Source organism: Actinosynnema sp. NPDC050801, from assembly GCF_040673975.1.
In the GTDB taxonomy this organism is placed as follows: domain Bacteria; phylum Actinomycetota; class Actinomycetes; order Mycobacteriales; family Pseudonocardiaceae; genus Actinosynnema.
The window spans coordinates 196,453-219,577 of sequence record NZ_JBFAQZ010000004.1 but is presented as its reverse complement, the minus strand read 5'-3'; the positions used below and the strand labels follow the sequence as shown (position 1 = coordinate 219,577).

Here is a 23,125-nt window from a genome sequence, read left to right as displayed (position 1 = left end):
GGCTATTTTCCGGCTTTGTTACCGGCGGGAAACCTTATTAGAACCTCAAATCATTTCACGCTTCGGGAAGTGTCCACGTGCCGAACCGGGCGGCGGGGTCGACCCGCTGGATCGGGGCCGTGGTCTCGTTGTCGGACTCGGGCGGTGTGCTCCCGACAGGTGAGATGGGGACGGTGTCCTCGTCCACCCTGCCGGCGGCCTCGTCCTCGCGTCGGGCGTCCTCGTAGGCGACCAGGGCCTCGGCGAGGAGTTCGGCCAGGCTGAGGTCGCTCTTGTGGCGGCGTGAGGCGCGGGTGGCGCTGGGTGAGTCGAGGGCGGGCGGCGGCGGTTCGACGACGAGGGGCGGCAGGTCGATCGTCTTGCCGCCGACGACGACGGCCGTGACGAAGGGCTCCTTCGGTTCCTCGCCCGCGGGCGTCGGGGTCGGCCCTTGATCCGCCGGCGGGGCGTCGTCGTGCTCCAGGTCGGCGGCGCCGAGGAAACCGGTGGGGCCGAACCGCGACGACTGCGGCGGTGCGGGCGCCGTTTCCGGTGACGGGCCGGAGGGCACGGGGTCGGGGACCGGGACCGGCGGCAGCTGGTCCGGTTCGGGGACACCCGGCACCTGGTCCGGCTCGGGCGTCGTCCCGGGCGTCGTCTCGTCCTCGGGGAAGCGCACGTCGGCCGGCGGGAAGACCGGCCGGTCCTGCACCTCCGCCGTGTGTTCCGCGCCGGCTGCCTGCTCCGCCGCGGGCACTTGCCCCGAGCCGGCCGTTCGCTCCAGCTTGACCGTTCGCTCCGGCCCGGCTGCTTGTTCCGGCCTGGCTGCTTGTTCCGGACGGGCTGCCTGTTCCGGACGGGCCGGTTGCTCCGACGCCACGGGGTACTCCGACGCGGCGGGGTGCTCCGACCTGGCCGGTTGCTCCGGCACCGACGGCAGCGGGTAGTCGGGCGGCTCCGGCACCCGGGCGGTGGGGATGACGGGCCCCTTCACGAAGGCCGCGCCGAGCCCGACCGGTGGCACGTCGTCGCGCACGACGGGCTGGACCATCGTCGGCGAGTCGAACATGTCGACCGGCGGCGGTTCCTCGGACCGCAGCCGCGGCGGCGGCTCGACCCGCCACTGCACGGGCTCGGGCTCGGTCTGCCGCACGGGGTCTTCCTGCCTGAGGTCTTCCTGCCTGAGGTCGTCCCGCCCGGAGTTTTCCTGCGCAGGGCTCTGCTGCACGGACTTCTGCTGCACAGGGGTTTCCTGCACAGGGCTCTGCTGGGCGGGACTTTCCTGCACGGAACTCTGCTGCACGGGACTCTGCTGCACGGGGTTGTGTTGCACTGGCTCGGGAGTCGTGTCGTCGTCGGCGTCGGGGGCACGCCGTCGACCGCCCGCGCGCTGCGGGTCGAGAAGACCGGCGGCCTTCAACGTGTCCAGCACGCTCGCGTCCGCGCCCTGGTCGCCGGAGGAACGCTCACCCTCCCCCTCGGCGGCCTCACGAGCAGCCCGCCGCCGGCCACTGCGCACCGCACCGGCTGCGGCGATCAACCCGGCCGCGGGCACGCTCCGCTCGGGGGCCTCGGGCACAGTCCGGTCGCCGGCCTCGCGGGCACTCGGCTCGCCGGCCTCGTTGCCCGACGCCTCCACCCGACCAACCACCGATCCGCTGGCTCCAGAGCCTCCGGTCCCGGACACACCGGCTCCAGACGCACCCACTCCGGGCACACCGGCTCCGGGCACACCGTCCTCGGTCGCGCCGACGTCTCGCTGCACGATGCCGAACCCACCCCCACCAAGCCCGGCACCGGTCGTACCGAGACCCGGTTGTCCGCCAACCCGACCGCGGTCGGGCGCGCCCGAACCCGGCTGCGTCCCAGCGGCCACAACCTCACCCGCCCCGACGCCACCCTCGCCACCGGCGGGACTGCCGGCAGCCCGATCCGACCCGTCAGCCACCACACCGCCCACCGGTCCGACGGCCGACACCACGGCACCCTGCTGCTGCCCGCCACTGGCCCCGACAACCCCGGCCCTACCGACGTGGGCATCTGCCGGACCAGGACGAGCGCCGGCGGGCACCGCGTCACCGGCGGCCGGACCCGCGGGAGTGCTGTTGACGGCAGTGGCGGGTGAGCCGTGAGGTGTGCCGCTGGGCGTCGTTCCGGCCGTCGCCGCAGTGCCCGTCGACGTGGCGGCGGGCGGGGCCGGGAAGCCCTCTGCGGCTGGAGCTGCGGCTGAGACCGCGGCTGCGGCTGCGGCGTTGGTGCCTTCGTTGTCGGGTTCCGGCGTCGCCGCGGCCGGAGCCGGGTCCGGCGGCCTGGCTTGGCCGCTCCTCGCGTGTTCCGGGCGTCCCTGGGTGAAGGGCGGTGGGGTCTCGGGTTCCGGGGCTCGGCGCCGGCCTCCCGGTTTCGGGTCGCTCCCGGTCTCGGTCCCGGTGTCGCCGAACGGTTGCACCAGGCGCCAGCGGTCGGCGGCGTGGGCCCTCGCGGCCGAGAGGCCTTCCACCGTCATGTCCTCCGCCGCACGCCGGGAGCGCTTGACCCGGATGCCCTCGCTGCGGTGCATCTGGACCGGGCGCCACTGGCGGAGCTGTTGCTTGACCTCGGGCGCCAGGCCCGGATCCGTGGGGGGCGCGACGGGCGGGGTCGCGGTGCGGAGCAGGGCGGCCAGCTCATCGTGCAGGCCACCCACCGGCCGGCGGTGCACTCCGGCGAACTCGGCGGCGAGCCTGGCCCGCACGGCGTAGACCGCCCTTGCCCTGCGGCGTTCGGCGGCGTGCGCCGAGCGGAGGTTGGCCAGCGCCTCGGCCAGGTCGCCCGCCACCTCGTGGACGTGCGCCAGCGCGAGCAGGCTCTCCGCGAGCAGGGTGTCCAGCTGGTGGCGCTCGGCGCTGTCGGCGGCGTCACGCAGCAGGTCACGGGCCTGGTCGACGCGGCCCGCGGGCAGGTGGACCCTCGTGGCCAGCGCGAGCCGGAGCCACCCGGTGGTGGACGCCGACGGCGCCCGCACGGGCCGTTCCAGGAGCGGCGTGCCGACTTCCGACGCCTCACCCGGCTTGTTCAGGTCCAGCAGCGCGCAGACCAGCTCGACCGTGAGCCTGCCCCGGACCTGCCCGTTGTCGGACTCGGCCTCCTTCAGGCGGTCCAGCAGGCCCAGGGCGTCACGGGCCGCGGCGAGCGCCGCCCGCAGGTCGCCCCAACGCCGGTGCTGCCCCGCGGCGGACGCGCGGAGCAAACCCCGGTGCAGGAGGGTCGTGTCGTGGTCCAGCAGCGGATCCGCCTGGTAGAGGCGGTCCGCTTCGTCCAGGGCCTGGGCGAGCGCCGCGCCGCGGCCCACCGACACCAGGCACTCGCTGGCCTGGACCAGCGCGGTCGCCCGCAGGCCCGGCGGGACGTCGTCGGCTTCCAGCACGGGGCGGACGGCGGCGAACCCGGTGAGGGGCGCGCCGACCGACCTGGCGCTGTCGGCCAGTTCGACCCGCAGCCGCCAGGCCGTCTCCTGCTCCGACGCGGCCTCGGCCGCCTTGAGGGCGTCCAGTGCCCGGTCCGCGATCCGGACACCCCGGCCCATGCGGTTGCTCGCGAAGACCACCAGGGCCTCCGCGCGCAACCTGTCGACCTCGTCACGGCGGGTGGAGGCGAGCGCGACCGCGCGCTCACCCAGCACCAGAGCAAGCTCCGGTGCCCGCCAACGCAGCCGCCAGGCGGGCACGACCAGCGTGCTCACCTCGACGTCCGCCTGCGCCTCGCCCCTCGCCGCCACGATGTCCGTACCCGGCTCTCAGTCCCGAGTGAGCTTGCGGTAGGTCACGCGGTGCGGCCTCGCCGCCTCCGCGCCGAGGCGCTCGACCTTGTTCTTCTCGTAGCCCTCGAAGTTGCCCTCGAACCAGTACCACTTCGACGGGTTCTCGTCCGTGCCCTCCCACGCCAGGATGTGGGTGGCGACGCGGTCGAGGAACCACCGGTCGTGCGAGATGACCACGGCGCAGCCGGGGAACTGCTCAAGCGCGTTCTCCAGCGAGCCCAGGGTCTCGACGTCCAGGTCGTTCGTCGGCTCGTCCAGCAGGATCAGGTTGCCGCCCTCCTTGAGGGTCAGCGCCAGGTTGAGCCGGTTGCGCTCACCACCGGAGAGCACGCCCGCCGGCTTCTGCTGGTCCGGGCCCTTGAACCCGAACGCGCTGACGTACGCCCGCGACGGCATCTCGACGTTGCCGACGTGGATGTAGTCCAGGCCGTCGGAGACGACCTCCCACACGTTCTTCTTGGGGTCGATGCCGCCGCGGTTCTGGTCGACGTAGGACAGCTTGACCGTCTCGCCGATCCGGACGGTGCCCGAGTCGGGCTCCTCCAGCCCCACGATGGTCTTGAACAGCGTCGTCTTGCCGACACCGTTCGGACCGATGACGCCGACGATGCCGTTGCGCGGGAGGCTGAACGACAGGCCGTCGATCAGCACCCGGTCGCCGAAGCCCTTCTTGAGGTTGTCGACCTCGACCACGACGCTGCCCAGACGCGGGCCCGGCGGGATCTGGATCTCCTCGAAGTCGAGCTTGCGCGTCTTCTCCGCCTCCGCGGCCATCTCCTCGTAGCGGCCGAGGCGGGCCTTGGACTTGGCCTGCCGGGCCTTGGCGCCCGACCGGACCCACTCCAGCTCGTCCTTCAGCCGCTTCTGCAGCTTCTGGTCCTTCTTGCCGGTGACCGCCAGCCGCTCGGCCTTCTTCTCCAGGTAGGTGGAGTAGTTGCCCTCGTACGGGTGGGCCCGGCCGCGGTCGAGTTCGAGGATCCACTCGGCCAGGTTGTCCAGGAAGTACCGGTCGTGGGTGACGGCCAGCACGGCGCCCGCGTACTGCGCCAGGTGCTGCTCCAGCCACAGCACGCTCTCGGCGTCCAGGTGGTTGGTGGGCTCGTCGAGGAGCAGCAGGTCCGGCTTGCTCAGCAGCAGCTTGCAGAGGGCCACCCGGCGGCGCTCGCCACCGGAGAGCGTGGTGACGTCGGCGTCCGGCGGCGGGCAGCGAAGGGCGTCCATCGCCTGCTCCAGCTGGGAGTCGAGGTCCCACGCGTTCGCGTGGTCCAGGTCCTCCTGGAGCTGGCCCATCTCCTCCATCAGCTCGTCGGAGTAGTCGACGGCCATCTTCTCGGCGATCTCGTTGTAGCGGTCGAGCTTCACCTTGATCTCGCCGAGGCCTTCCTGGACGTTGCCCAGGACGGTCTTCTCCTCGTTGAGAGGCGGTTCCTGCTGGAGGATGCCGACCGTGTAGCCCGGCGCGAGGAAGGCCTCGCCGTTGCCCGGTGTGTCCAGGCCGGCCATGATCTTCAGCACGCTCGACTTACCGGCGCCGTTGGGACCGACGACGCCGATCTTCGCACCGGGGAGGAACATGATGGTGACGTCATCCAGGATGACTTTGTCCCCGTGCGCCTTGCGCACCTTCTTCATGGTGTAGACGTACTCGGCCATGCCCGCGATCGTAGAGCGGTGCCGATCGGGCCCGAACCTCGGACGCCGGCAACGGACGGGGCACAACGCAGAGTTAACGCGAACGTGGGTCACCCACAGTCGTAACACGACCGTCGGGCACGCCTGGTGCGGCCCTGCGACCAGCGACTCCGACCGGATGCGCGAACTCGGTGCGCTGTCAACCCCCGATGCCTGCGTGCGGACCCGGCCCTGGCGCCGGCCCGACGACCTCCCCCCTCCACGCTCACAACGGCGACGACTGCCAGCGCATTCTCCGCTCCGATCAGGCCAACGGAAGCCCATGTAGCCCGATTGGCTCAGAACAGCACTTCGGTCACCTCCTTCGGACGCTCAGCGTCACCTGCCAGGGCCGGCGTCACCCTTCAGGATCAGTGGAAGCTCCTCCGATGCGCGCGATGCGCGCGCCGAAGTGATCTCCGGCACCGCCCATGCCCAGCACACCCATGACCCGGCAGCACCCGTCATGAGCCCGCTCCTACCGGCACGGCGGCCCGTGACCGGATCAGAACGGCACTCAGCCACCGCCCCCGGATGCTCAACGTCACCTACCAAGGGCGGCGCCACCCTCCGGAACCGGCGCAAGCCCCACCGCCGTGCGCGACACGGTGACCTCCGGCACCACCCACGACCCGGCACCACCCACGACCCGGCAGCACCTGTCGCGAGCCCGTCCCTACCGGCAGGGCGGCCCGTGATCGGGTCAGAAGGGCACTTCGGCCACCTCCTTCGGGCGCTCCGCCTCACCTGCCAGGACCAGCGGCAGCTCGTCCTCCTTGCGGGGTGCGGCGATCTCCGGCGCGGCGCGCGCCTCGACGGAGTCCGGAGTCAGCCTGGTCCGTGTCGGTGTGGCCGTGCACAGGGCGAGGTTGGGCCCGATCGCGGTCGCCTCGATCTCGACGACCGGCCGCACCGTCCCCTCGTACTCCTTCTCCTTGATCGTCAGGCGGCCGGTGACGACCACCGGGTCGCCCTTGTTCAACGACGCGCGCGCGTTGTCCGCGAGCATCCGCCAGCACGACACCGACAGGAACATCCGCGCGCCGTCCTCCCAGGTGTGCTGCTCCCGGTCCCAGACGCGCTCTGCGGTGAACAGCCGGAACTTCGCCCGGCTGAACCCGGTGCCGACCGTGCTGTGGCTGATCGGGCTGGCGACGTTGCCGCAAATGGTGACCCTGGACTCGTTGAAAGCCATGTCCGCTCCCTCGTGGTGATCGGTTGGGTCCAGGTTGCCGGGAGGTGGGCCGGGGTGGCTGCGCCGGGCGCGGATCTGTGGACAACTGGCTGAAGCAAGCATAATCGGAATGAGTGAGCACTCACTCGTTGACATGAGTGAGGACTCACTCATAATCTGGCACCATGCCCGAGCAGACCGGCCAACGCCGTCGACGCGCACCGGCGATGAGCACCGAGGACCGCCGCGAGGCGATCGTCGCCGCCACCGTCCCACTGCTGTTCGCCCACGGCGCCAACGTCACGACCAGCCAGATCGCCAAGGCGGCCGGCATCGCGGAGGGCACCGTCTTCCGGGCGTTCAAGGACAAGCAGGAGCTCATCCGCACGTCCGTGCGCAGCGTGCTGGCGGTCGACTCCGAACTGGAGCTGATCGAGCAGGCGCGGCAGGCGGACGCGCTCGCCGACCGCCTCTCCTGGGCCATCAGCGCCGTCTCCGGCTACCTGGACCGGATGTGGAACCTGATGAGCGTGCTCCGCGACTCGGGCTACGACCCGCACGACGAGCACGACGAGCACGGCAAGAAGCGCGAGCACAAGGGACCGCCGGTCGAGATGCAACGCCTCACCGAGCAGGTCGCGTCGCTGTTCGGCCCGGACGACGACCTGCGCGTCGAGCCGTCCCTGGCCGCACGCCTGCTGCTCGGCCTCGTGTTCACCAACCGCATGCAGGGCAACGGCTTCAGCGAGTCCACCGCCGACGCGGACCAGCTCGTGGAGCTGTTCCTGCACGGCGTGCTGAAAGACGACTGAGGGGGAAGCAGTGGCAGACCTGATGATCGAGGCGACCGACGTCGGCAAGGCGTTCGGCGCGCAGAAAGCGCTCGACGGGGTGAGCGTCGCCGTCCCCAGAGGCACCGTGCTCGGCCTGCTCGGCCACAACGGAGCGGGCAAGACGACGCTGGTCAACGTCCTGACCACGATGTTCCCGCCGGACTCGGGTCACGCCGAGGTGGCCGGGTTCGACGTGGTCGCGCAGGCGCACCAGGTGCGCAGCCGGATCGGCCTGACCGGCCAGTTCGCCGCCGTGGACGAGCAGCTGTCCGGCCTGGACAACCTCGTCCTGATCGCACGGCTGCTCGGCGCGAGCCCGCACGAGGCCCGGACCAGGGGCAACGAGCTGCTGGAGCTGTTCGGGCTGGCGGACGCGGCCAAGCGACCCTCCCGCACCTACTCCGGCGGCATGCGGCGGCGCCTCGACCTGGCCGCGAGCCTGGTCGGTCACCCCGAGGTGATCTTCCTGGACGAGCCGACCACGGGCCTGGACCCGGCGAGCAGGCTCGGCCTGTGGGAGATCGTGGAAGGCCTGGTCACCGACGGCACCACGGTCCTGCTCACCACGCAGTACCTGGACGAGGCCGACCGCCTGGCCGACTCCATCACGGTGCTCGCGCAGGGCAAGGTCGTCGCCGCGGGCACCAGCGCCGAGCTGAAGGCCCAGGTGGGCCAACGCACGGTCACCGTGACCCTCGCGGACGTCTCGGACGTCCCCAAGGCCACCGAGGCCCTCGCACGGGCCGGTATGCAGCCCGTGCCGGCGCAGAACACGCTCACCGCGCCCGTCACGTCATCCCGCGAGATCGCCAAGGTGGTCCGCGCGCTGGACGAGGTCGGTCTGGAGGCCACCGAGCTGGCGCTGGGCGAACCGACCCTGGACGACGTCTACCTCACCCTCGCGCGGCACGCGGCCTGAACAGGAGCCACCTGATGACGACCCTCACCACCGCACCGCGTTGGCGCGGCACCGACTTCGGCACCCAGGTGCTGGTGCTGACCCAGCGGTCGCTGCGCGCGCTGGTCAACGACCCGCGCATGATCGTGTTCAGCGTCCTCCAGCCGCTGATCATGCTCACCCTGTTCAGCCAGATCTTCGCCGGCATCGCGAGCACACCGGGCTTCCCGCCCGGTGTGGCCTACGTCGACTTCCTGATGCCCGCGATCCTGGTCAACACCGCCATGCAGTCGGCGTTGCAGGCAGGGGTGGGCCTGGTCACGGACATGAAGAACGGCGTGCTGGCGAGGTTCCGCTCGCTGCCCATCCGGCCGGGTTCGGTGCTGGTCGCACGCAGCCTGTCCGACCTGGTCCGCACCGCGACCCAGCTGGTGTTGATGCTGGTGTTCGCGGTCGTGGTCTTCGGCTACTCACCCGCCGGCGGCGTGGCGGGCACCGTCGCGGCGCTCGCGCTGGCCCTGGCCGTCGGCTGGGGTCTGGGCTGGATCTTCCTGGCCATCGCGGCGTGGCTGCGCAACGCCGAGCTCATGCAGACCGTGGGCTTCCTGGCGATGTTCCCGCTGATGTTCGCGTCGAGCGCGTACGTGCCGATCAGCGGGCTGCCGGGCTGGCTCCAGGCGGTCGCGAACGTCAACCCGTTGACGTTCGCGGTGGACGCGGCGCGTTCGCTGGCGCTCGCCCAGCCCGTCACGGGCGTGGTCGGGGCGCTGGTCACGAGTGCCGTGCTGGCCGTCGCCGGGTGGCTCGTCGCCGTGCGGGGCTTCAAGCGCCCGCTCTAGGCGGTGTCGGACCGCCGCTGCTCCACGGGCGGCGGGCTCGACCGGCGCGACCTCACTTCCCCGACATCTTGCGCAGCATCGCGTTGTAGGCGGCCAGGTCCGCGTCACCGTCCGCGTCCGCCCGCCGGTCCGCCCGGCGGGCGTCGCGGCCGTCCGACCTGGCCCACTGCACCAGCAGCGCCACCATCACCACGATCAGCGGCAGCTCGCCGGCCGCCCACGCGATGCCGCCGCCGAGCCGCTGGTCCTCCAGCTGCGACGTGACCCAGGGCAGGCCCAACGACCGGTAGAAGCTGTCGCCGATCACGGTCTGCGAGCTCATCAGCACGATGCCGAAGAACGCGTGGAACGGGATCGAGGCGAACAGCAGACCCAGCCGTCCCAACGGCGGCAGCCGGTTCGGCGCCGGGTCGATGCCGATCACCGGCCAGTAGAAGACGTAGCCGACCAGGATGAAGTGGGCGTTCATCGCCAGGTGCGCCCAGTGGTAGTCCAGCGCGCCGTCGAACAGGCCGGAGAAGTACAGGCCGTAGAACGAGCCCACGAACAGCGCCAACGCCACGAACGGGTTGGTCAGCACCTTCGCCACCGGCGAGTGGACGAACGCCAGCAGCCACTCGCGGGCCCCGGGCGGGTTGCCCTTGCCGGCCGTGGGCAGCGCGCGCATCGCCAACGTCACCGGACCGCCCAGCACCAGCAGGATCGGCGCCAGCATGGACAGCAGCATGTGCGCTTCCATGTGGATGCTGAACATCGCGGGCGCGTACCGACCGACGCCGGACGACGTGGCGAACAGCACGGTCAGGCAGCCCGCCACCCACGCGATCGACCGACCGACCGGCCACGCGTCACCGCGCTTGCGCAGCCGTCGCACGCCCAGCAGGTACACCACGGCCAGGGCGATGAAGATCGTGCCGAAGACCAGGTCGAACCGCCAGTCGAACAGCAGCCGCCACAGGGTCGGCTCGCCGAACAGGTCGTAGCCGATGCGCAGCTCCACCGTGCTGGGCAGCACCCGCCCCTCCACCGGCGGAGGCGTGCGGCTCAGCGCGGCGGCCAGGCCGAGCGTGAGGAACATCAGCAACACCTCGACGCCCGCGAGCCTCACCAGCGAACGCCCGGAGCCGGTGGCCACCACCTGCTTCACGCTCTTCTCGCGCTGGAAGTAGCCCACGACACCGAGGACGACCAGCGCGACCGTCTTGCCGAGCACCAGCAGGCCGTACTCGCTGCCGAACAGTTGGCTCACCGGCAGCCGCACCCAGGCGTTGATCACGCCGGAAGCCGCCATCAGGATCCAGCAGACCAGCGCGAGCCTGGAGAACCGCGTCGTCGCCAACCCCAGGTGGTCGCCGCCCCGCCTGCCGTGCGCCAGCAGCGCGATCAGGCCGCCGACCCACAACGCCGCCGCGATCAGGTGGTACAGCAGGCTGTTCGTGGCCACGTCGTGCGAGCCGCCGCCCGACGAGTGCCCCGTCACGGCCACCGGCACCAGCGCGAACACCGACAGGAAGAACAGCGGCACGGTCCAGCCCCACGACAGCACCAACCGGCAACCCAGCGCCAGCAGCGCCACGACCACCGCCGTGAACATCCACGCCTTCGACTGCTCCAACAACCCGGCCACCTGGACCAGCACCGACGGCTCCAGCAGCGCCGTCACCGGCTGACCGAGCGCGTCGGCCAGCGTGAACGGCACGGACAGCACCGCGCCCACCGTCCACACCAGCGCCGCCCAGCCCGCCGTGCGCACGGCCGCGTAACCGTCCGCGGCCAGCGTGCCGTTCTCCTGCGGGGGCACCAGGAACGCCGCCAGCAGCAGCGAGCCGATGGTCACCACGGCGGCTGCCTCGGTCAGCACGCGCACGACGATCAGCCCGGACGCGTCACCACCGGTGAGGACGAGCAGCCCGGCCGCGACCAGCGCGGCTATCGTCGTGCCGACGATCAGCAGGGGGATGAGACCGGTCCGCCGGGTGCGGGAAGGCGCTTCAGTGGGCACGGCACGAGCGTAGGCGGCGCGACCGGACCGCCACCAACCGCCGGACGTGCGCAGATCACACCCACTACCGTTGCCGGACGTGACCAGTTCTCGCACGGTGCTCGTGATGGCATTGGCCCTGCTCCTGTCGGCCGGGTGCAGCTACTCCGTCAACGGGGACGCGTTGCCCCAAGCGGGCGTCACACCGTCGAGCACCTCGTCCACGCCCACCGGGTCCGCGGGCGCGCCGAAGGTCGCCAAGCCGCGCACGGTCGTCGGCGTCGAACCGTGCTCCCTGCTCACCGCCGCCGACCTCAAGTCGATCGGTCCGTACAAGAAGGACCCCGCGCGCAAGGACGACGTGATCCAGGAGTCGTGCCAGTACGTGCTCGACGACGGCTCGAAGACCGGCCGCACCGTGGTCGCCGCGCTCTACCAGAAGTACGAGCAGGTGCGGATGCGGCAGTCCAAGGGCCGCGAGGTCGTCGTCGAGGGGCACTCGACGTGGGTGCTGTGCGAACTGAGCGGCAGCGAGATGGCGTGCACCGCGACCCTGGCGGTGAGCGCCAACCGCAGCGTGCTGGTGGCGATGGCCCAGCCCGGCGGCGTCCCCGAGCAGATGCTCGCCGCGATGCAGCCGCTGCTCAAGGCCGCTCTGGACCGGCTTCCGCTCGCGTGAGCTCACGGGCGCGCGACCGGCGTGCCAGCAGCACCGCGGGCACCATCAGCGCGATCACGACCGCCACGAAACCCAACGAGACCGACAGGTTGCTGGCGTGCGCGATACCGCCGACGACCGGCGGGCCGAGCAGGAAGCCGGTGTAGGCGACCGTCGTCACCAGGCCGATCTCGCGCTCACCGCCCGTGCCGTCGGCGCGCTTGCCCGCGTCACCGGCCAGGTCCATGATCACCGGGAACGCGAACGCCAGGCCGAGGCCCGCGAGGGCGAACCCGACGTAGCCGAGGGCGGGCAGCGGCACGAGCACGGCCAGCGCCAGACCCGCGGCCGCCACCACCGCGCCCATCGCGAGCAGCCGGTACGGGCCGACGCGGCGTTGCGCGGGTTCGCCGAGCAGGCGGGCGGTGGCCATCGCGATGGAGAACCCCGCGTAGGCGGCCGCGGCCGCCGCCTCGCTGACGCCCCGTTCGTTGACGAAGAACAGCGCGGACCAGTCCGAGGCCGCGCCCTCGGCGATCGCGGAGCACAGCGTGATGGTCGCGAGCAGCCACAGCAACGGCCGCTTGAGGACCGGGCGGTCGTCCTTGGGCGTGTCGGCGGTCTCGCCGGTCTCGCCCGGTACGGCCCTGATCACCCACGTCATCAGGACCACACCGATCACCGCGACCGTGACCAGGTGACGGGTGAGGCCCCAGCCCGCGCTCGCCGCGGCCGCCGCGCCCAGCGAGCCCACCAGGCCGCCGACGCTGAAGCCCGCGTGGAACTGCGGCATCAGCGGCCGGTCCAGGCTGCGGGTGACGGCCACCGCGGCCACGTTCATGCCCACGTCGAGCGACGCGCCGCACGCGCCCAGCACGAACATGACCAGCCCCAGTTGGAAGGGCGTGTCGGCCAGCGTGAGCGCGGGTACGGCCAGGACGGTGACCCCCGCGCCCGCCACGATCAGCTTCCGCGCACCCACTCTCGCGCAGATCCTGGCCGCGAACGGCGCCGTCAGCGCCAGGCCGACGCTCGCGCCGAACAACGCCAGGCCGAGCGTGGCCTCGGTCGCGCCCACCTGGGCGGCCAACGCGGGCATGCGCGCGGCCCAGGACAGGAAGAGCGCCCCGTTGAACAGGAACACCGCGAAGACGGCGATGCGTGGCGTGGGCATACTTTCGAGTGTGAACTAGAGCGCTTCAGAACGTCCAACCGATTACCTGGTTACGCTCATCACGTGGACCGTCCCCGCAAACCGACGCTCGACACCGTGGCCGGCGCCGTCGGCGTGTCGCGCGCCACGGTGTCCAACGCGTACAACCGGCCGGACCAGCTGTCCGCCGCGTTGCGCGAGCGGATCATGGAGACGGCGGCGACCCTGGGTTACGCGGGGCCCGACCCGGTGGCGCGCAGCCTGGCGACCAGGCACAGCGCGGCCGTCGGGTTCATGCTCGGGCAGGGGCTGTCGGCGTCGTTCGCCGACGCGGCGCTGTCGATCGTGCTGGACGGGCTGGCGTCGACCGTGGACGGGCACGACCACTGCCTGGTGCTGATGCCCGGGCGGGACAGGGGCGGGCCGCGGCCGGAGACCGTGACCAGGGCGCAGGCGGACGTCGTGGTGGCCTACTCGCTGCCGGACGACGCGCCCGCGCTGGCGGCCGTGCGGGCGCGCGGGTTGCCGATGGTGGTGATCGACCAGCCCGTGCTGCCGGACACGGCCCGGGTCGAGGTGGACGACTTCGGCGGGGCGCGACTGGCGGCGGCGTCGCTGTGGGACTCGGGGCACCGGCGGTTCGGCGTGGTGACGTTCGCGCTGCACCCGGACGGGCACAACGGCCCGGTGACGTCCGAGCGGCTGGCGTCGACGTCGTTCCGGGTGACCCGCGACCGGCTGCACGGGTACCTGGACGTGACAGGGGCGGACACACCGGTGTGGGAGTGCGCGCGCAGCAGCCGTGAACTGGGCCGTGCGGGGGCACGCGCCCTGCTCTCCGCGTCCCCGCGGCCGACGGCGTTGTTGTGCGCTTCGGACGAGTTGGCGTTCGGCGCGCTCCAGGCCGTGCGGGACCTGGGCCTGCGCGTGCCGGCCGACGTGTCGGTGGTCGGGTTCGACGACGTGCCGGCGGCCGAACACGCAGACCCACCATTGACTACGGTGCGTCAACCCCTGGCCGAGAAGGGTCGCCAAGCAGGCGAACTGGCCCTCCGCCTCCTCGACGGCGGCAGACCAGGCGAGCCGACCAGACTGGCGGTTTCCCTCGTCTCGCGCGACTCGACGGCCCCACCGAAGTGATCCATATCACTTTTTAGCCCTCTCAAGCGCCCTTCTCGCGTCGGACGGAAACGCGACGAGTCTTCCGGACGATGTGTCCGGTGGGGCGGCTACGCTGCTACAGCGCGTGGCCACGGCCCCTCCAGCCTCCGTAGCTCAGTGGAGAGAGCGAGGGACTTCTAATCCCGAGGTCGCAGGTTCGAATCCTGCCGGGGGCGCGCAAGCGCTGCTAGCGAGGCTGTGGCCGATCTTTGGTCAAGATCGGCCCAGCCCTTACCCAGTGGTTTCCGGTCGCTGCCGGAGACCTTCCAAGGCGGCTGCCGCAGCCCCGCCCACCGCCTTACGGTTCATGTAGACGTCCTGAGTCATGCTCACCTGGGCGTGGCCGAGGTAGTCGGCGATCTCCCGAGCCGACAGGCCCGCCTCATCGAGCCTGGTCGCGACCAGGTGCCGGAAGGCGTGCGGGTGGAGCCCTTCCCAGCCCGTTCCGGCCAGCACCCGGCGCAGACTCTTGCGGGTGTTGTCCGGATCACGCAGCGAGCCACTGGCCGAGGGGAAGACCCACTCGGCGTACGCGTCCGCTTGCCGCTTGGCGAACACCTCGGCGACCCACCTCGGAACCTTGATCGTTCGCATTCCCGCCGACGATTTGGTGTGCGCCTGGACGAACAGTCCGGCGGCGCGTTCCCGGATCACGGTTCCTTCGAGCTTGGCCGTCCGCGCGTCCACGTCGGCCCGCGTCCAGTCGAGCGCCAGCAGTTCGCCGATCCGCGCGCCGGTTGCGGCCAGCACGTCGACCAGGTCCACGAGGTCAGCCCGTTCCGCCGCCGACGATGCCCCGAGGAACGCGCGCAGCCGGACGCCGACACCGCTGCCGCGGTCAGCCAGGTGTCCCGTCTGTTGCCCAACGGACAGCACGAAATCGTCAACGCCGACCACGACCAGCCCCACCAGATGGTCTGACCACGCCCACCGCTCGGGTATGTCCCTGCATGGGCGATTCCGCACTGCTGAAGTCAAGATCGGATTTAGGTGCCGCCCCGGTGACGGGTGATCATTGAATCCTGGCGAAGAGGTTTCCTGGACGGTCAGAGTCTCGCCCGTTTCCCCACCGTGCAGGTATCATCTGTCGCTGATCTCAAGCGCAGGCTGGCAGGCAACCCGTTCGAGTGATGTCGTTCAGCTCGGCAACCTGCGAAACTGGGTGGCGAACTGTATTGGCATAACTCTACTCACCCGCCAGTTCTCGCGACCTTTAGAAAACTGATAAAGATTCATTTGACTCAGCAAAGACAGCGGAAGGTGAATCTATTCAGACACCCGGCGCCCGTAAGGAGGCGAAGTCGATGGATGAGCAGGCATTGAGGGAGGGGTGGGCTAAAAAGGCTGCCGATCACGTCGTCGGCTGCGGCACCCGATCCCGCCAGCACCGCGCGACTTGGGGCGTGTGGGCGACAGTCACAGCGGTGTTGACGGTTCTTGGCGTGGGCGGCGCCGCGCTGGCGTCTGCCAGCCTGCTCTCCGATGCGGAGGAAGGATCAACGCTCCGCCTCGTTGGCGGGTGGCTCGGTGTGGTGGCGGCGATCGCCTCGGCGCTCAACGTTTGGACAGTTAGCCAAACGAACGCCCATAAGAAAGGACGTGATGGGTTTGCTGCTCTCCGTAGTCGATTTGCCGACTTCGCGATACTAACCTCGCGCGCCGAGGCATTCGAGAAAGTTCGCAGCGATTGGGAGAACCTCACAGCTCAGCGTGAGCAGGTACAGGCCGATTCGCCCGAGCCCCCAAGATGGCCAAGTGGTTTGGTGGATTGGTTTGACCGGCGACGTGACCGCGCCCGTCCGTAAGCGCCGCTCGTACCGCAGACGGCCACCTCTGGCCTTCCATCTAGTCGCGCTTCCGCCTCGCTTGCGCCCGCCGCTCCACCCCTTGCCGCACCAGCGCGTTCCGCACCGCAGATTCGCTCACTCCGAACTTGGCCGCCAGCTCAGTCAGCGACCACACCTCCTCGCGGTACTGCCGTACCACCTCAGCCTCTCGCGCCTCCGTGAAGGCGCGAACCGATCGCACTGCTACGCCCTGCCGCCGAAGGTGTGCTCGCACCGTCTGTTCGTGCAATCCAAACGTCGTGCCGAGTGATCGGATCGAGGCTCCTGCTTCGTAGCGGACGACCACCTCTGCTACCTCGCCAGGCGACAGCTTCCGGTTCTCCTTGGCCCCCAGCTGCGCCGACGCTGGATCGCCAGCTCCTGTCTGGGCGCTGAGCGCTTCGACCGAACTACCGCTGAACTGCGGCTCTGCTGGCCAGCTAGCTTCTTGCCGCTCCTTGATCAGCCGCGATAGGGGTGCGCCAGGGTTCGAAAGGGAGGCGCCGCCGCCCGGCGGTTCATGTGGACTGGACGGCATCGGCGGCTGAACGGGTCGCGACCGGTGCCACCGCTCGAGGCACCGGTCGCGGCCCGGGGTCAGTCGGCGATCAGGAGGTTGCCCCAGGCGCCGATGCCGCGTTCCTGTTGACGGCGGACCAGCCAGCGGCCCGGGGCCAGGCCGTTGGCGCCGTGTTCCGGGTGCACCAGGTAGGCCGTCGCGGTGTTGGTGATCAGTGCGATGCCCAGGTTGACGGGGTCGCGGACGTCCGGGGTCCAGTGGCAGGCGCCCGGATCCGCCACGAGGGTGTGGGGGTTGTTGCCCGCGACGCCGCGGACGAGTTCCACGCCGCCCGCGGGCACTGGGCGCCAGTCGGCCCAGTAGTGCGGGTGGACGGTGTTGAGCATGTCCAGCGGGATGACCAACAGGTCGCCCTGGGCTTGCAAGCCGTCCACCACGGGGATGGTGGTCTGGCGTTCCAGGTGGTCCAGGACGTCCAGGTCGGTTCGGGTCAGCAGTTCCGCCAAGTTCATGTGATCACCTGTGTGCGTCGGTGGGGTGTCGGAGGTCTCACGTGCGGCGCTGGAGTCGGGCGTACTGGACACCGGTAAGGCCGTACGACCAACCCGCGGCGTCTACCGGGTCGTCGAACCACGGCGGCACGCGCAGGCCGTAACGGCGACGTGTGCCGTCGCGCTCGGTGGAGCCGTTGACCGCGAGCAGCAGGCGGGCCCGTGGTTCCGGGCGGCGGGACGGCAGGTCGTAGAGCTGGAGTTCGCTGCCGGGGTTGCCGGGGTCCGGCGCCTGCGCGAGCAGGGTCAGGCCCGCCTGGTCGACGTACGCCTCCCAGCCGATGCGTTCGACGGCGCACCGGCGCACCTCGACGTTGCGCTCCGCCCCGATCAGCTCCGCGGTCGGTCCGTCGATCACCCACCGCGGCACGCGGGTGCCGTGCCACGAGTGCACCGCCCAGCCGTCCGGGTACGTGACGGCGGGGCCGGATTCGTTGTGCAGCCGCAGTTCCCCGTGCTCGGAGCCGGGCACCGGTTCGGTGACGACGGCGGTGGGCCGTTCGGTGATCACGCACACGTCCTGGCGCGGCCACCACCAGCCGCAGGAACGGGCGATCGTCGCCCACAGGGCGAGTTGTCCGGCATCACGGGCGTGGTGGAGCGCGAGGCCGAGACGGTGGCGGATGTCGTGGTAGGCCACCCAATCCGCGTCGTGCTGGCCGTACCACATGACGCCCAGCGGTGCGGCCAGCTGCGACCGCACGGCGCCCGCGACGGACTCCCGCACCACACGGCGGAGCACCTCGTGCACCCCGGTGTGCAGGAAATCCGACCTGCCGCGGCGGTCCAGTCGTTGCCGCAGCTCCATGACCATGGTCGCCAACCGGCTTTCCAGTGGCCACGGCGGTTCGAACGCGGGTCTGCGCGCCGACGGCGGCAGCACGCGCACGGCGGCGGCCGGGGAGTCCACCCAGACGAACGTCGGCGGCGGCTCGTCGAGCAGGGCGTAGAGGGCGGTGATCGCGTCCTCGGTGGCGGGGCGGCCGGCGGGTTCGGCGCGCAGCGCGTGCGACGACCACTCGGCACGGAGTTCGACGGCTTGCCACCGGACGTCCGGGTCCGGAGCGGTGGCGGGAGAGCGGCGGAGTCGCCGCCGGCGGACGCTCATCGCGTCAGGGCGTGCACGCCCTTTCGTTCGATCATGCCGACGATGATCGCAGCGACCGCGAAGCGTGGCAAGGGACTACACCGGACGGGCCGAGCGGCAGCTCTCGGCCGGACAGCCCCAGGTGGCACCGGTCGAGCCCACGGTCACCAGAGCGGCGTGGGCCAGGAACCGGTCGCGCTTCGCGCGTTCGTCCAAGCCCGCGCAGTCGCACGGCACGTCGGGCTCGACCCGCTCGTCGTGCGCCAACCCCATGTAGCCCAGCGGAACGCCGAGGCCGGTCGCGATGTCGGTGAGGGTGTCGTAGGACTCTACGTTGGCGCCGGACAGCACCCGGTCGACGTCGTGGTCCGGTTGGCCGGTCAACGAGGCGATCCGGTCACGCGGCACGCCGTGGTGCGTCAAGAGCCGGTAGACGGCGGTGATGTCGCGCAACGCCAGCGCGGCACGCATCTCGGGCTGCTCCCACACGTCCGGCAGGTCCGGCCGCACCGGCGCGGCCCGGGCCGCGTGCTCGGCCACGGCCGGTCCGGGCGCGGTCGCGGCGACCCACTCGACCCACGCCCACTCCGGTTCCGCCGACCGGGCCGGGGCACCGGGCTCCGCGGCGGACAGCGCCAGACCCCGCACGGCGTCGCCGAACCGGTACGGGACGGCCGCCGACGCGGGGATGCCGCACGGTGAACCGGCCAGGATCGCGGCGACCGACCCGCTGGGCGGACCACCGCGCCAGTACAGCTCCAGCACGTCGCCGACGACGATCCCGTCGAGCCACGCGGCGCCGCGCCACAACGGCAACCGGCGCAGCACGCCGCTCATCAGGTCGGCGGGCAGCACCGGCCGCGGCGCGGACTCGCGCGGGTCGAGGTCGTCGCTCAGCGCCAGGTCGACCGGCAGACCGGTGGCGACGGCCCGCCGCCAGCGCTCCCGCGTCACGCCCAGCAGGCGCACCTCCCCGTCCGCCGAACGCAGGTCGAGGTGGTCGCGCCGGGGCCGCACCCGCAGCCCGGGCACGCCGCGGACCCGATCACCCACGACCACCGGCAGCACCTCGGCCAGCAGGTGGTCCAGCGCCGTGTCGTGGATCCGCAGGCCGAGCACCTCCTCGTCCGGCCGCACCCGGCTCACCAGCGACGTCGGTCGCAGCACGTGGCCACGCCTGCGCATGCCCGCCATCGCGCGGTTGGCCGCCTGGAGGACGGCCGCCTCGAACCGGCGTTGCCCCGGCGTGCGGGCACCGGGCACGAGCGAGTCGGGATCCGACCCGCCGCACTGCCTGCGCACCATGTTCGGTGTCTCACCGGTGCACCAGTAGCGCTTCACCAGGTGCTGTGAGCCTGTCGACACGAGGAACCTCCGTGGACGCCACCCGGTCGACGCCACCGGGTTCGCCACACGCCGAACCCCGGGAAAACGGCGGACATGCGGGGCACGTCGTCGGAACGCGCGCTCTGGAGGCACCCACTCCATCCGGGTCAGGAGGAGCCTCGGTGGCAGCCGCACCTGCCAGGTCACGAAACTACAACATCGCGGTTGGCCGACGGGGCTCGATCACTCGAAGGTGCGAACCACTCGGTTCAGGGTTTGCGGCCGACGGCAGCGAGGCCCGAGAACCGCTCCGGGTGCGCGCCCACGTCCTCCGACGACGCGGGCCGCCACAGCGACAGGTGCGCCACCCCGGGCTCCACCAGCTCGAAGCCCTCGAACAACGCCTCGACCTCGGCCTTGGACCGCATCGTCATGGGTGTCGTGGTGCGCCGCCGGTACAGGTCGCTGTGCTCGTCGGCCAGGTCTTCCTGACCATCGCGGGTGGCGTGGGAGACGACCAGGTAGCTGCCGGACGGCACGGCGTCGCGGTAGGCGGCGACGATCTCCGAGGGGTCGTCCCGGACGAAGTGCAGCACCGCGACCATCATCACCGCGATCGGCCGTTCGAAGTCGAGCAGGCCGGTGACCTCGGGTGAGCGGAGCACGTCCTCCGGGTGCCGGAGGTCCTCCTGGACGACGGCGGTCCGCGGGTCGTCGCCGAGGATCGTGCGGCTGTAGGTCACCGCGATCGGGTCGCTGTCGACGTAGACCACGCACGACCGGGGGTCGGCCTCGCGGGCCACCTCGTGCACGTTGCCGACGGTGGGGATGCCGGAGCCGAGGTCGAGGAACTGGGTCACGCCCTGCCGCACGCAGAACTGCACGGCCCGGCGCAGGAACGCGCGGTTGGCCTGCATGATCAACGGCAGTTCCGGCCACATCGAGATCGCCTGCTCGGCCATCTCCCGGTCGACGGCGAAGTTGTGCGCGCCGCCGAGGTAGTAGTCGTACACCCGGGCGGCGCTCGGCCGGGTCAGGTCGATGTCCGGTCGTTCGTCCACGGCTGGCTCCTTCCCCAGGGGTTCGCAGCTTAGGTGCTGCTCCGCGCGGGACTGCGCACGACCGTTGCGCGGCCTGCGCGTGACTGGGCCGATCGCGTTACGACCTGCGAATACCCCGTTCGCAGCCCCCGAATTGTCGGACCCCGCCGGTAGAATCGAACACGAGTTCGATCGCGCGCGAGGGGAGCTTGTCGTGGAGCCGATCAGCGTCACCGCCCTGTCCTTCACCGAGTACGTCATGAGCGGCCAGCGTGGCCGGATCAGCATCGTGTCCGAGCAGCGGCGCATCTACCTGTCGTCGGAGCACTGGGTGGCGGGTTTCTACAACCCGATGCGGGACGCGATGCGGCGGGCGGCGAACTCGCCTGACCCGGCCGCGGAGCTGGGCAAGGCGGTGGAGGCGGCGCACCGGCAGCCGCGGGCCGGGCAGCCGCGCGCGTTCGAGGAGCTGAGGGAGGGGTTCCTGCCGTGGTTGCGGGCGACCAGGGCGACCGGCGTGCCGACGGCGGCGGCCCGGTGGCAGGCCGGTGACCTGGCGTTGCGGGTCCGGCCGCAGCTCGGGTTGCGGCTGCCGGACGGGTCGCGGGCGGCGGTGCTGGTGTACGTGAAGGAGGCGCCGATGACGCAGGAGGCGGCGAACATCGGGCTGCGCATCCTGCAGCAGACCGTTCCGCAGACCCTGCCGGGTGCGGTCCCGCTGGTCCTGGACGCACGGCGGGGGCGGGCGTTCCGGCTGTCGCGGCGGACGAACCTGGCGAAGCTGGACGCGTTGATCGCGGCCGAGGCCGCCGGGTACGTCGTGCACTGGCGGATGAGCGCCTGAGCCGGGCCCGATCCGGCCCGGCCCGGCGGTCAACCGGGTCGGGCCAGCCGCTCGGATCGCGTCGGGCCAGTCCGGTTCAGTCGCGTCGGGTCCGGGCGCGTCGGCAGTCGGCCGGGTCGGGTCGGCCGGGCCGGTCAGTCGGCGGTGAACCCGGCCGGGTCGTGGGCGAAGTCGCCGCCCACCACGGTGGCCACCACCCCGATGTCGCCGATCCGGGAGACGTCGCAGGTCAGCGGATCGGTGTCGAGGACGGCGAAATCGGCCAGCTTGCCCGGCGCGATGGTGCCCAGCACGTCCTCGCGCCGGCACGCGTAGGCCGCGCCGGTGGTGTAGGCGGCGATGGCCTCCCGCACCGTGACCGCCTCGTCCGGGCCGACGGACCGGCCGGCCCGCGACCGCCGCTCGACCATGAACTGGATGGCGCGCAACGGTCTGCCGTCCGCCACCGGGCGGTCCGAGCTGCCCGCCACCACGATCCCCCGATCGAGGAAGGCCTTGCCGCGGTACATCCACGGCGCGCGCTCGGGCCCCATGATCTCCGCGTAGTCGTCGCCGTAGGCCCACAGGAACGTCGGCTGGATCACCGGGACCACGTTCAGCTCGGCGATCCGGTCCAGCTGCTCGGGCCGCACCAACCCGCAGTGCTCGATCCGGTGCCTGGCGCCCGGCCTCGGCAGGGCGTCCTGGGCGTCGGCCAACGCGTCCAACGCGAAGTCGACGGCGCGGTCGCCGATCGCGTGCACCGCGAGCTGCCACCCGGCGGCGTGCCCGTCCACGATCGCCGCGCGCATCAGCTCCGGGTCGTCCTGTAGCTGACCGGCGGTCTCCATCCCCTCGTACGGCCAGGTCAAGGCGGCCGTGCGGGCCATCATCCCGCCGTCGGTCCACAGCTTGAGCGGCCCGATGGACAACCGGTCGTCGCCCAGGCCGGTGCGCAACCCCAGCGGCACGGCACGGCGGATGCCGTCGGCGGCGTGGGCGGTCACGGGTTCGAGGCGGTCCGCGGACACCATCAGCTGCACCCGGATCGGCAGTGAGGCGCGCTGGTAGGCCTCGACCTCCACCGGGCTGCTGCCGAGCAGACCGCCGCCGACCCCGGCCTCGGCCGCCAGCACCACGCCCTCACGCAGGCACTGCCGCGCGCCCGCCTCGACGTCCGCCGCGATGTCGTCCAGCGAGTACGGCAGCCGCAACGCCCGCACCGCCGTCTGCGCGCCCTCGGCGAGGAACCCGGTGGGGGTGCCGGTCGCGTCACGCTGGGCGTCGCGCAACACCGCGGCGGGCAGCACCGCGAGCACGTCGCCGCTCACGACGCACGCGTGCCCCGACAGGTCCTGCACGTAGATCCGCGACCCGATCAGGTCCAGGTCGCGCGAGGTCAACGGCCGGTCGAGCACGCGGTGGTCGTAGCCGGCCACCTCGACCCACCCGGAGGCGCGACGCGCGCCGCGCAGCACGTCCAGGACCTGCGCGACCGTCCGGCACGACGAGATGTCCGTCGTCCGCGCCGCCCGTCCGGCCCACGCCAGGTGGTTGTGCGCGTCGACGAACCCGGGCAGCACCACCGCGCCGTCCAGGTCGACCACGCGGCGCGCGGGCAGGTCGGCCACGTCGTCGTCCAGACCCACGACCCGACCAGCCCAGACACCGATCACCGACGCCACCGGCCGGTCCGGGTCCATGGTCACGACCCGCCCGCCGACCACCTTGAGATCGAGGATCACCCGCAAAGGCTAGCCCACGGTACTTAGGTTAGGGTTGGATAACTTAGGCCAGCCTATCCAGGAG

Annotated in this window: 18 protein-coding genes and 1 tRNA gene; 8 read left to right on the top strand and 11 right to left on the bottom strand. The window is 71.5% G+C overall.

Annotated elements, in window-relative coordinates:
* Window positions 1–55: 55 nt before the first annotated feature.
* The 3 genes from AB0K14_RS11455 to AB0K14_RS11445 form a co-directional block, all read right to left on the bottom strand.
* Complete coding sequence (locus AB0K14_RS11455) at window positions 56–3,733, bottom strand: hypothetical protein (protein ID WP_360452121.1); 3,678 nt, start codon at window positions 3,731–3,733, stop codon at window positions 56–58.
* A gap of 18 nt (window positions 3,734–3,751) precedes the next feature.
* Complete coding sequence (gene ettA / locus AB0K14_RS11450; protein ID WP_360452119.1) at window positions 3,752–5,428, bottom strand: energy-dependent translational throttle protein EttA; 1,677 nt, start codon at window positions 5,426–5,428, stop codon at window positions 3,752–3,754.
* A gap of 721 nt (window positions 5,429–6,149) precedes the next feature.
* The gene (locus tag AB0K14_RS11445) at window positions 6,150–6,641 is read right to left on the bottom strand and encodes a single-stranded DNA-binding protein (RefSeq protein WP_360452118.1); all 492 of its coding nucleotides are present in this window, start codon (window positions 6,639–6,641) and stop codon (window positions 6,150–6,152) included.
* Window positions 6,642–6,805: 164 nt separating this feature from the next.
* On the opposite strand from AB0K14_RS11445, the gene AB0K14_RS11440 reads away from it, so the two are divergent.
* Genes AB0K14_RS11440 through AB0K14_RS11430 form a run of 3 tightly spaced genes read left to right on the top strand, consistent with a single transcriptional unit; the run spans window position 6,806 to window position 9,190 of the window.
* On the top strand, window positions 6,806–7,432 hold the full coding sequence (locus AB0K14_RS11440; RefSeq protein ID WP_360452116.1) for a TetR/AcrR family transcriptional regulator: 627 nt from the start codon (window positions 6,806–6,808) through the stop codon (window positions 7,430–7,432).
* Between the two features lie 10 nt (window positions 7,433–7,442).
* Entirely contained in the window at window positions 7,443–8,372 is a 930-nt protein-coding gene (locus tag AB0K14_RS11435; RefSeq protein WP_360452114.1) for an ATP-binding cassette domain-containing protein, read from the top strand.
* Window positions 8,373–8,386: 14 nt separating this feature from the next.
* On the top strand, window positions 8,387–9,190 hold the full coding sequence (locus tag AB0K14_RS11430) for an ABC transporter permease (protein ID WP_360452112.1): 804 nt from the start codon (window positions 8,387–8,389) through the stop codon (window positions 9,188–9,190).
* A 52-nt stretch (window positions 9,191–9,242) separates the two neighbouring features.
* Here AB0K14_RS11430 and AB0K14_RS11425 read toward each other — a convergent pair whose 3' ends face one another.
* Window positions 9,243–11,192 carry a cytochrome c oxidase assembly protein gene (locus AB0K14_RS11425; protein ID WP_360452110.1) on the bottom strand — a complete coding sequence of 650 codons (1,950 nt, stop codon included), beginning with the start codon at window positions 11,190–11,192 and terminating at the stop codon, window positions 9,243–9,245.
* Window positions 11,193–11,271: 79 nt separating this feature from the next.
* Between AB0K14_RS11425 and AB0K14_RS11420 the strand changes: the two genes are divergently transcribed.
* Window positions 11,272–11,850, top strand: a complete 579-nt coding sequence (locus AB0K14_RS11420; RefSeq protein ID WP_360452108.1) for a DUF3558 family protein — start codon at window positions 11,272–11,274, stop codon at window positions 11,848–11,850.
* On the opposite strand, the gene AB0K14_RS11415 is transcribed toward AB0K14_RS11420, so the two are convergent.
* On the bottom strand, window positions 11,816–13,003 hold the full coding sequence (locus tag AB0K14_RS11415; protein ID WP_360452106.1) for an MFS transporter: 1,188 nt from the start codon (window positions 13,001–13,003) through the stop codon (window positions 11,816–11,818). The genes AB0K14_RS11420 and AB0K14_RS11415 overlap by 35 nt on opposite strands.
* Window positions 13,004–13,066: 63 nt before the next feature.
* On the opposite strand from AB0K14_RS11415, the gene AB0K14_RS11410 reads away from it, so the two are divergent.
* Both AB0K14_RS11410 and AB0K14_RS11405 read left to right on the top strand, forming a co-directional pair.
* Window positions 13,067–14,122, top strand: a complete 1,056-nt coding sequence (locus tag AB0K14_RS11410; RefSeq protein WP_360452104.1) for a LacI family DNA-binding transcriptional regulator — start codon at window positions 13,067–13,069, stop codon at window positions 14,120–14,122.
* Between the two features lie 124 nt (window positions 14,123–14,246).
* Window positions 14,247–14,319 (top strand) — tRNA-Arg (locus tag AB0K14_RS11405).
* A 55-nt stretch (window positions 14,320–14,374) separates the two neighbouring features.
* Here the strand turns inward: AB0K14_RS11405 and AB0K14_RS11400 are convergent.
* Complete coding sequence (locus tag AB0K14_RS11400) at window positions 14,375–15,052, bottom strand: site-specific integrase (protein WP_360452102.1); 678 nt, start codon at window positions 15,050–15,052, stop codon at window positions 14,375–14,377.
* 395 nt (window positions 15,053–15,447) lie between these two features.
* On the opposite strand from AB0K14_RS11400, the gene AB0K14_RS11395 reads away from it, so the two are divergent.
* A complete protein-coding gene (locus AB0K14_RS11395) occupies window positions 15,448–15,948 on the top strand; it encodes a hypothetical protein (protein WP_360452100.1) in 501 nt (166 codons plus the stop codon).
* Window positions 15,949–16,566: 618 nt separating this feature from the next.
* On the opposite strand, the gene AB0K14_RS11390 is transcribed toward AB0K14_RS11395, so the two are convergent.
* From AB0K14_RS11390 to AB0K14_RS11375, 4 genes are all read right to left on the bottom strand, one after another.
* Entirely contained in the window at window positions 16,567–17,001 is a 435-nt protein-coding gene (locus AB0K14_RS11390) for a hypothetical protein (protein ID WP_360452098.1), read from the bottom strand.
* A gap of 37 nt (window positions 17,002–17,038) precedes the next feature.
* Window positions 17,039–18,148, bottom strand: coding sequence for a DUF6745 domain-containing protein (locus AB0K14_RS11385; RefSeq protein ID WP_360452096.1), 1,110 nt, complete (start codon window positions 18,146–18,148; stop codon window positions 17,039–17,041).
* 75 nt (window positions 18,149–18,223) lie between these two features.
* Entirely contained in the window at window positions 18,224–19,492 is a 1,269-nt protein-coding gene (locus AB0K14_RS11380) for a hypothetical protein (RefSeq protein WP_360452094.1), read from the bottom strand.
* A 230-nt stretch (window positions 19,493–19,722) separates the two neighbouring features.
* A complete protein-coding gene (locus AB0K14_RS11375) occupies window positions 19,723–20,514 on the bottom strand; it encodes an SAM-dependent methyltransferase (protein ID WP_360452092.1) in 792 nt (263 codons plus the stop codon).
* A 193-nt stretch (window positions 20,515–20,707) separates the two neighbouring features.
* Between AB0K14_RS11375 and AB0K14_RS11370 the strand changes: the two genes are divergently transcribed.
* Entirely contained in the window at window positions 20,708–21,337 is a 630-nt protein-coding gene (locus tag AB0K14_RS11370; RefSeq protein WP_360452090.1) for a hypothetical protein, read from the top strand.
* Between the two features lie 134 nt (window positions 21,338–21,471).
* Here AB0K14_RS11370 and AB0K14_RS11365 read toward each other — a convergent pair whose 3' ends face one another.
* Window positions 21,472–23,061 (bottom strand): amidohydrolase, encoded by a 1,590-nt coding sequence (locus AB0K14_RS11365; protein ID WP_360452088.1) that lies wholly within the window; start codon window positions 23,059–23,061, stop codon window positions 21,472–21,474.
* Window positions 23,062–23,125 lie beyond the last annotated feature (64 nt).

Bases quoted from the DNA above. Each gene is read 5' to 3' on its own strand.
- ettA (WP_360452119.1), bottom strand. From the start codon at position 5,428: ATGGCCGAGTACGTCTACACCATGAAGAAGGTGCGCAAGGCGCACGGG.
- AB0K14_RS11445 (WP_360452118.1), bottom strand. From the start codon at position 6,641: ATGGCTTTCAACGAGTCCAGGGTCACCATTTGCGGCAACGTCGCCAGC.
- AB0K14_RS11440 (WP_360452116.1), top strand. From the start codon at position 6,806: ATGCCCGAGCAGACCGGCCAACGCCGTCGACGCGCACCGGCGATGAGC.
- AB0K14_RS11430 (WP_360452112.1), top strand. From the start codon at position 8,387: ATGACGACCCTCACCACCGCACCGCGTTGGCGCGGCACCGACTTCGGC.
- AB0K14_RS11415 (WP_360452106.1), bottom strand. From the start codon at position 13,003: ATGCCCACGCCACGCATCGCCGTCTTCGCGGTGTTCCTGTTCAACGGG.
- AB0K14_RS11395 (WP_360452100.1), top strand. From the start codon at position 15,448: ATGGATGAGCAGGCATTGAGGGAGGGGTGGGCTAAAAAGGCTGCCGAT.
- AB0K14_RS11390 (WP_360452098.1), bottom strand. From the start codon at position 17,001: ATGAACTTGGCGGAACTGCTGACCCGAACCGACCTGGACGTCCTGGAC.
- AB0K14_RS11385 (WP_360452096.1), bottom strand. From the start codon at position 18,148: ATGAGCGTCCGCCGGCGGCGACTCCGCCGCTCTCCCGCCACCGCTCCG.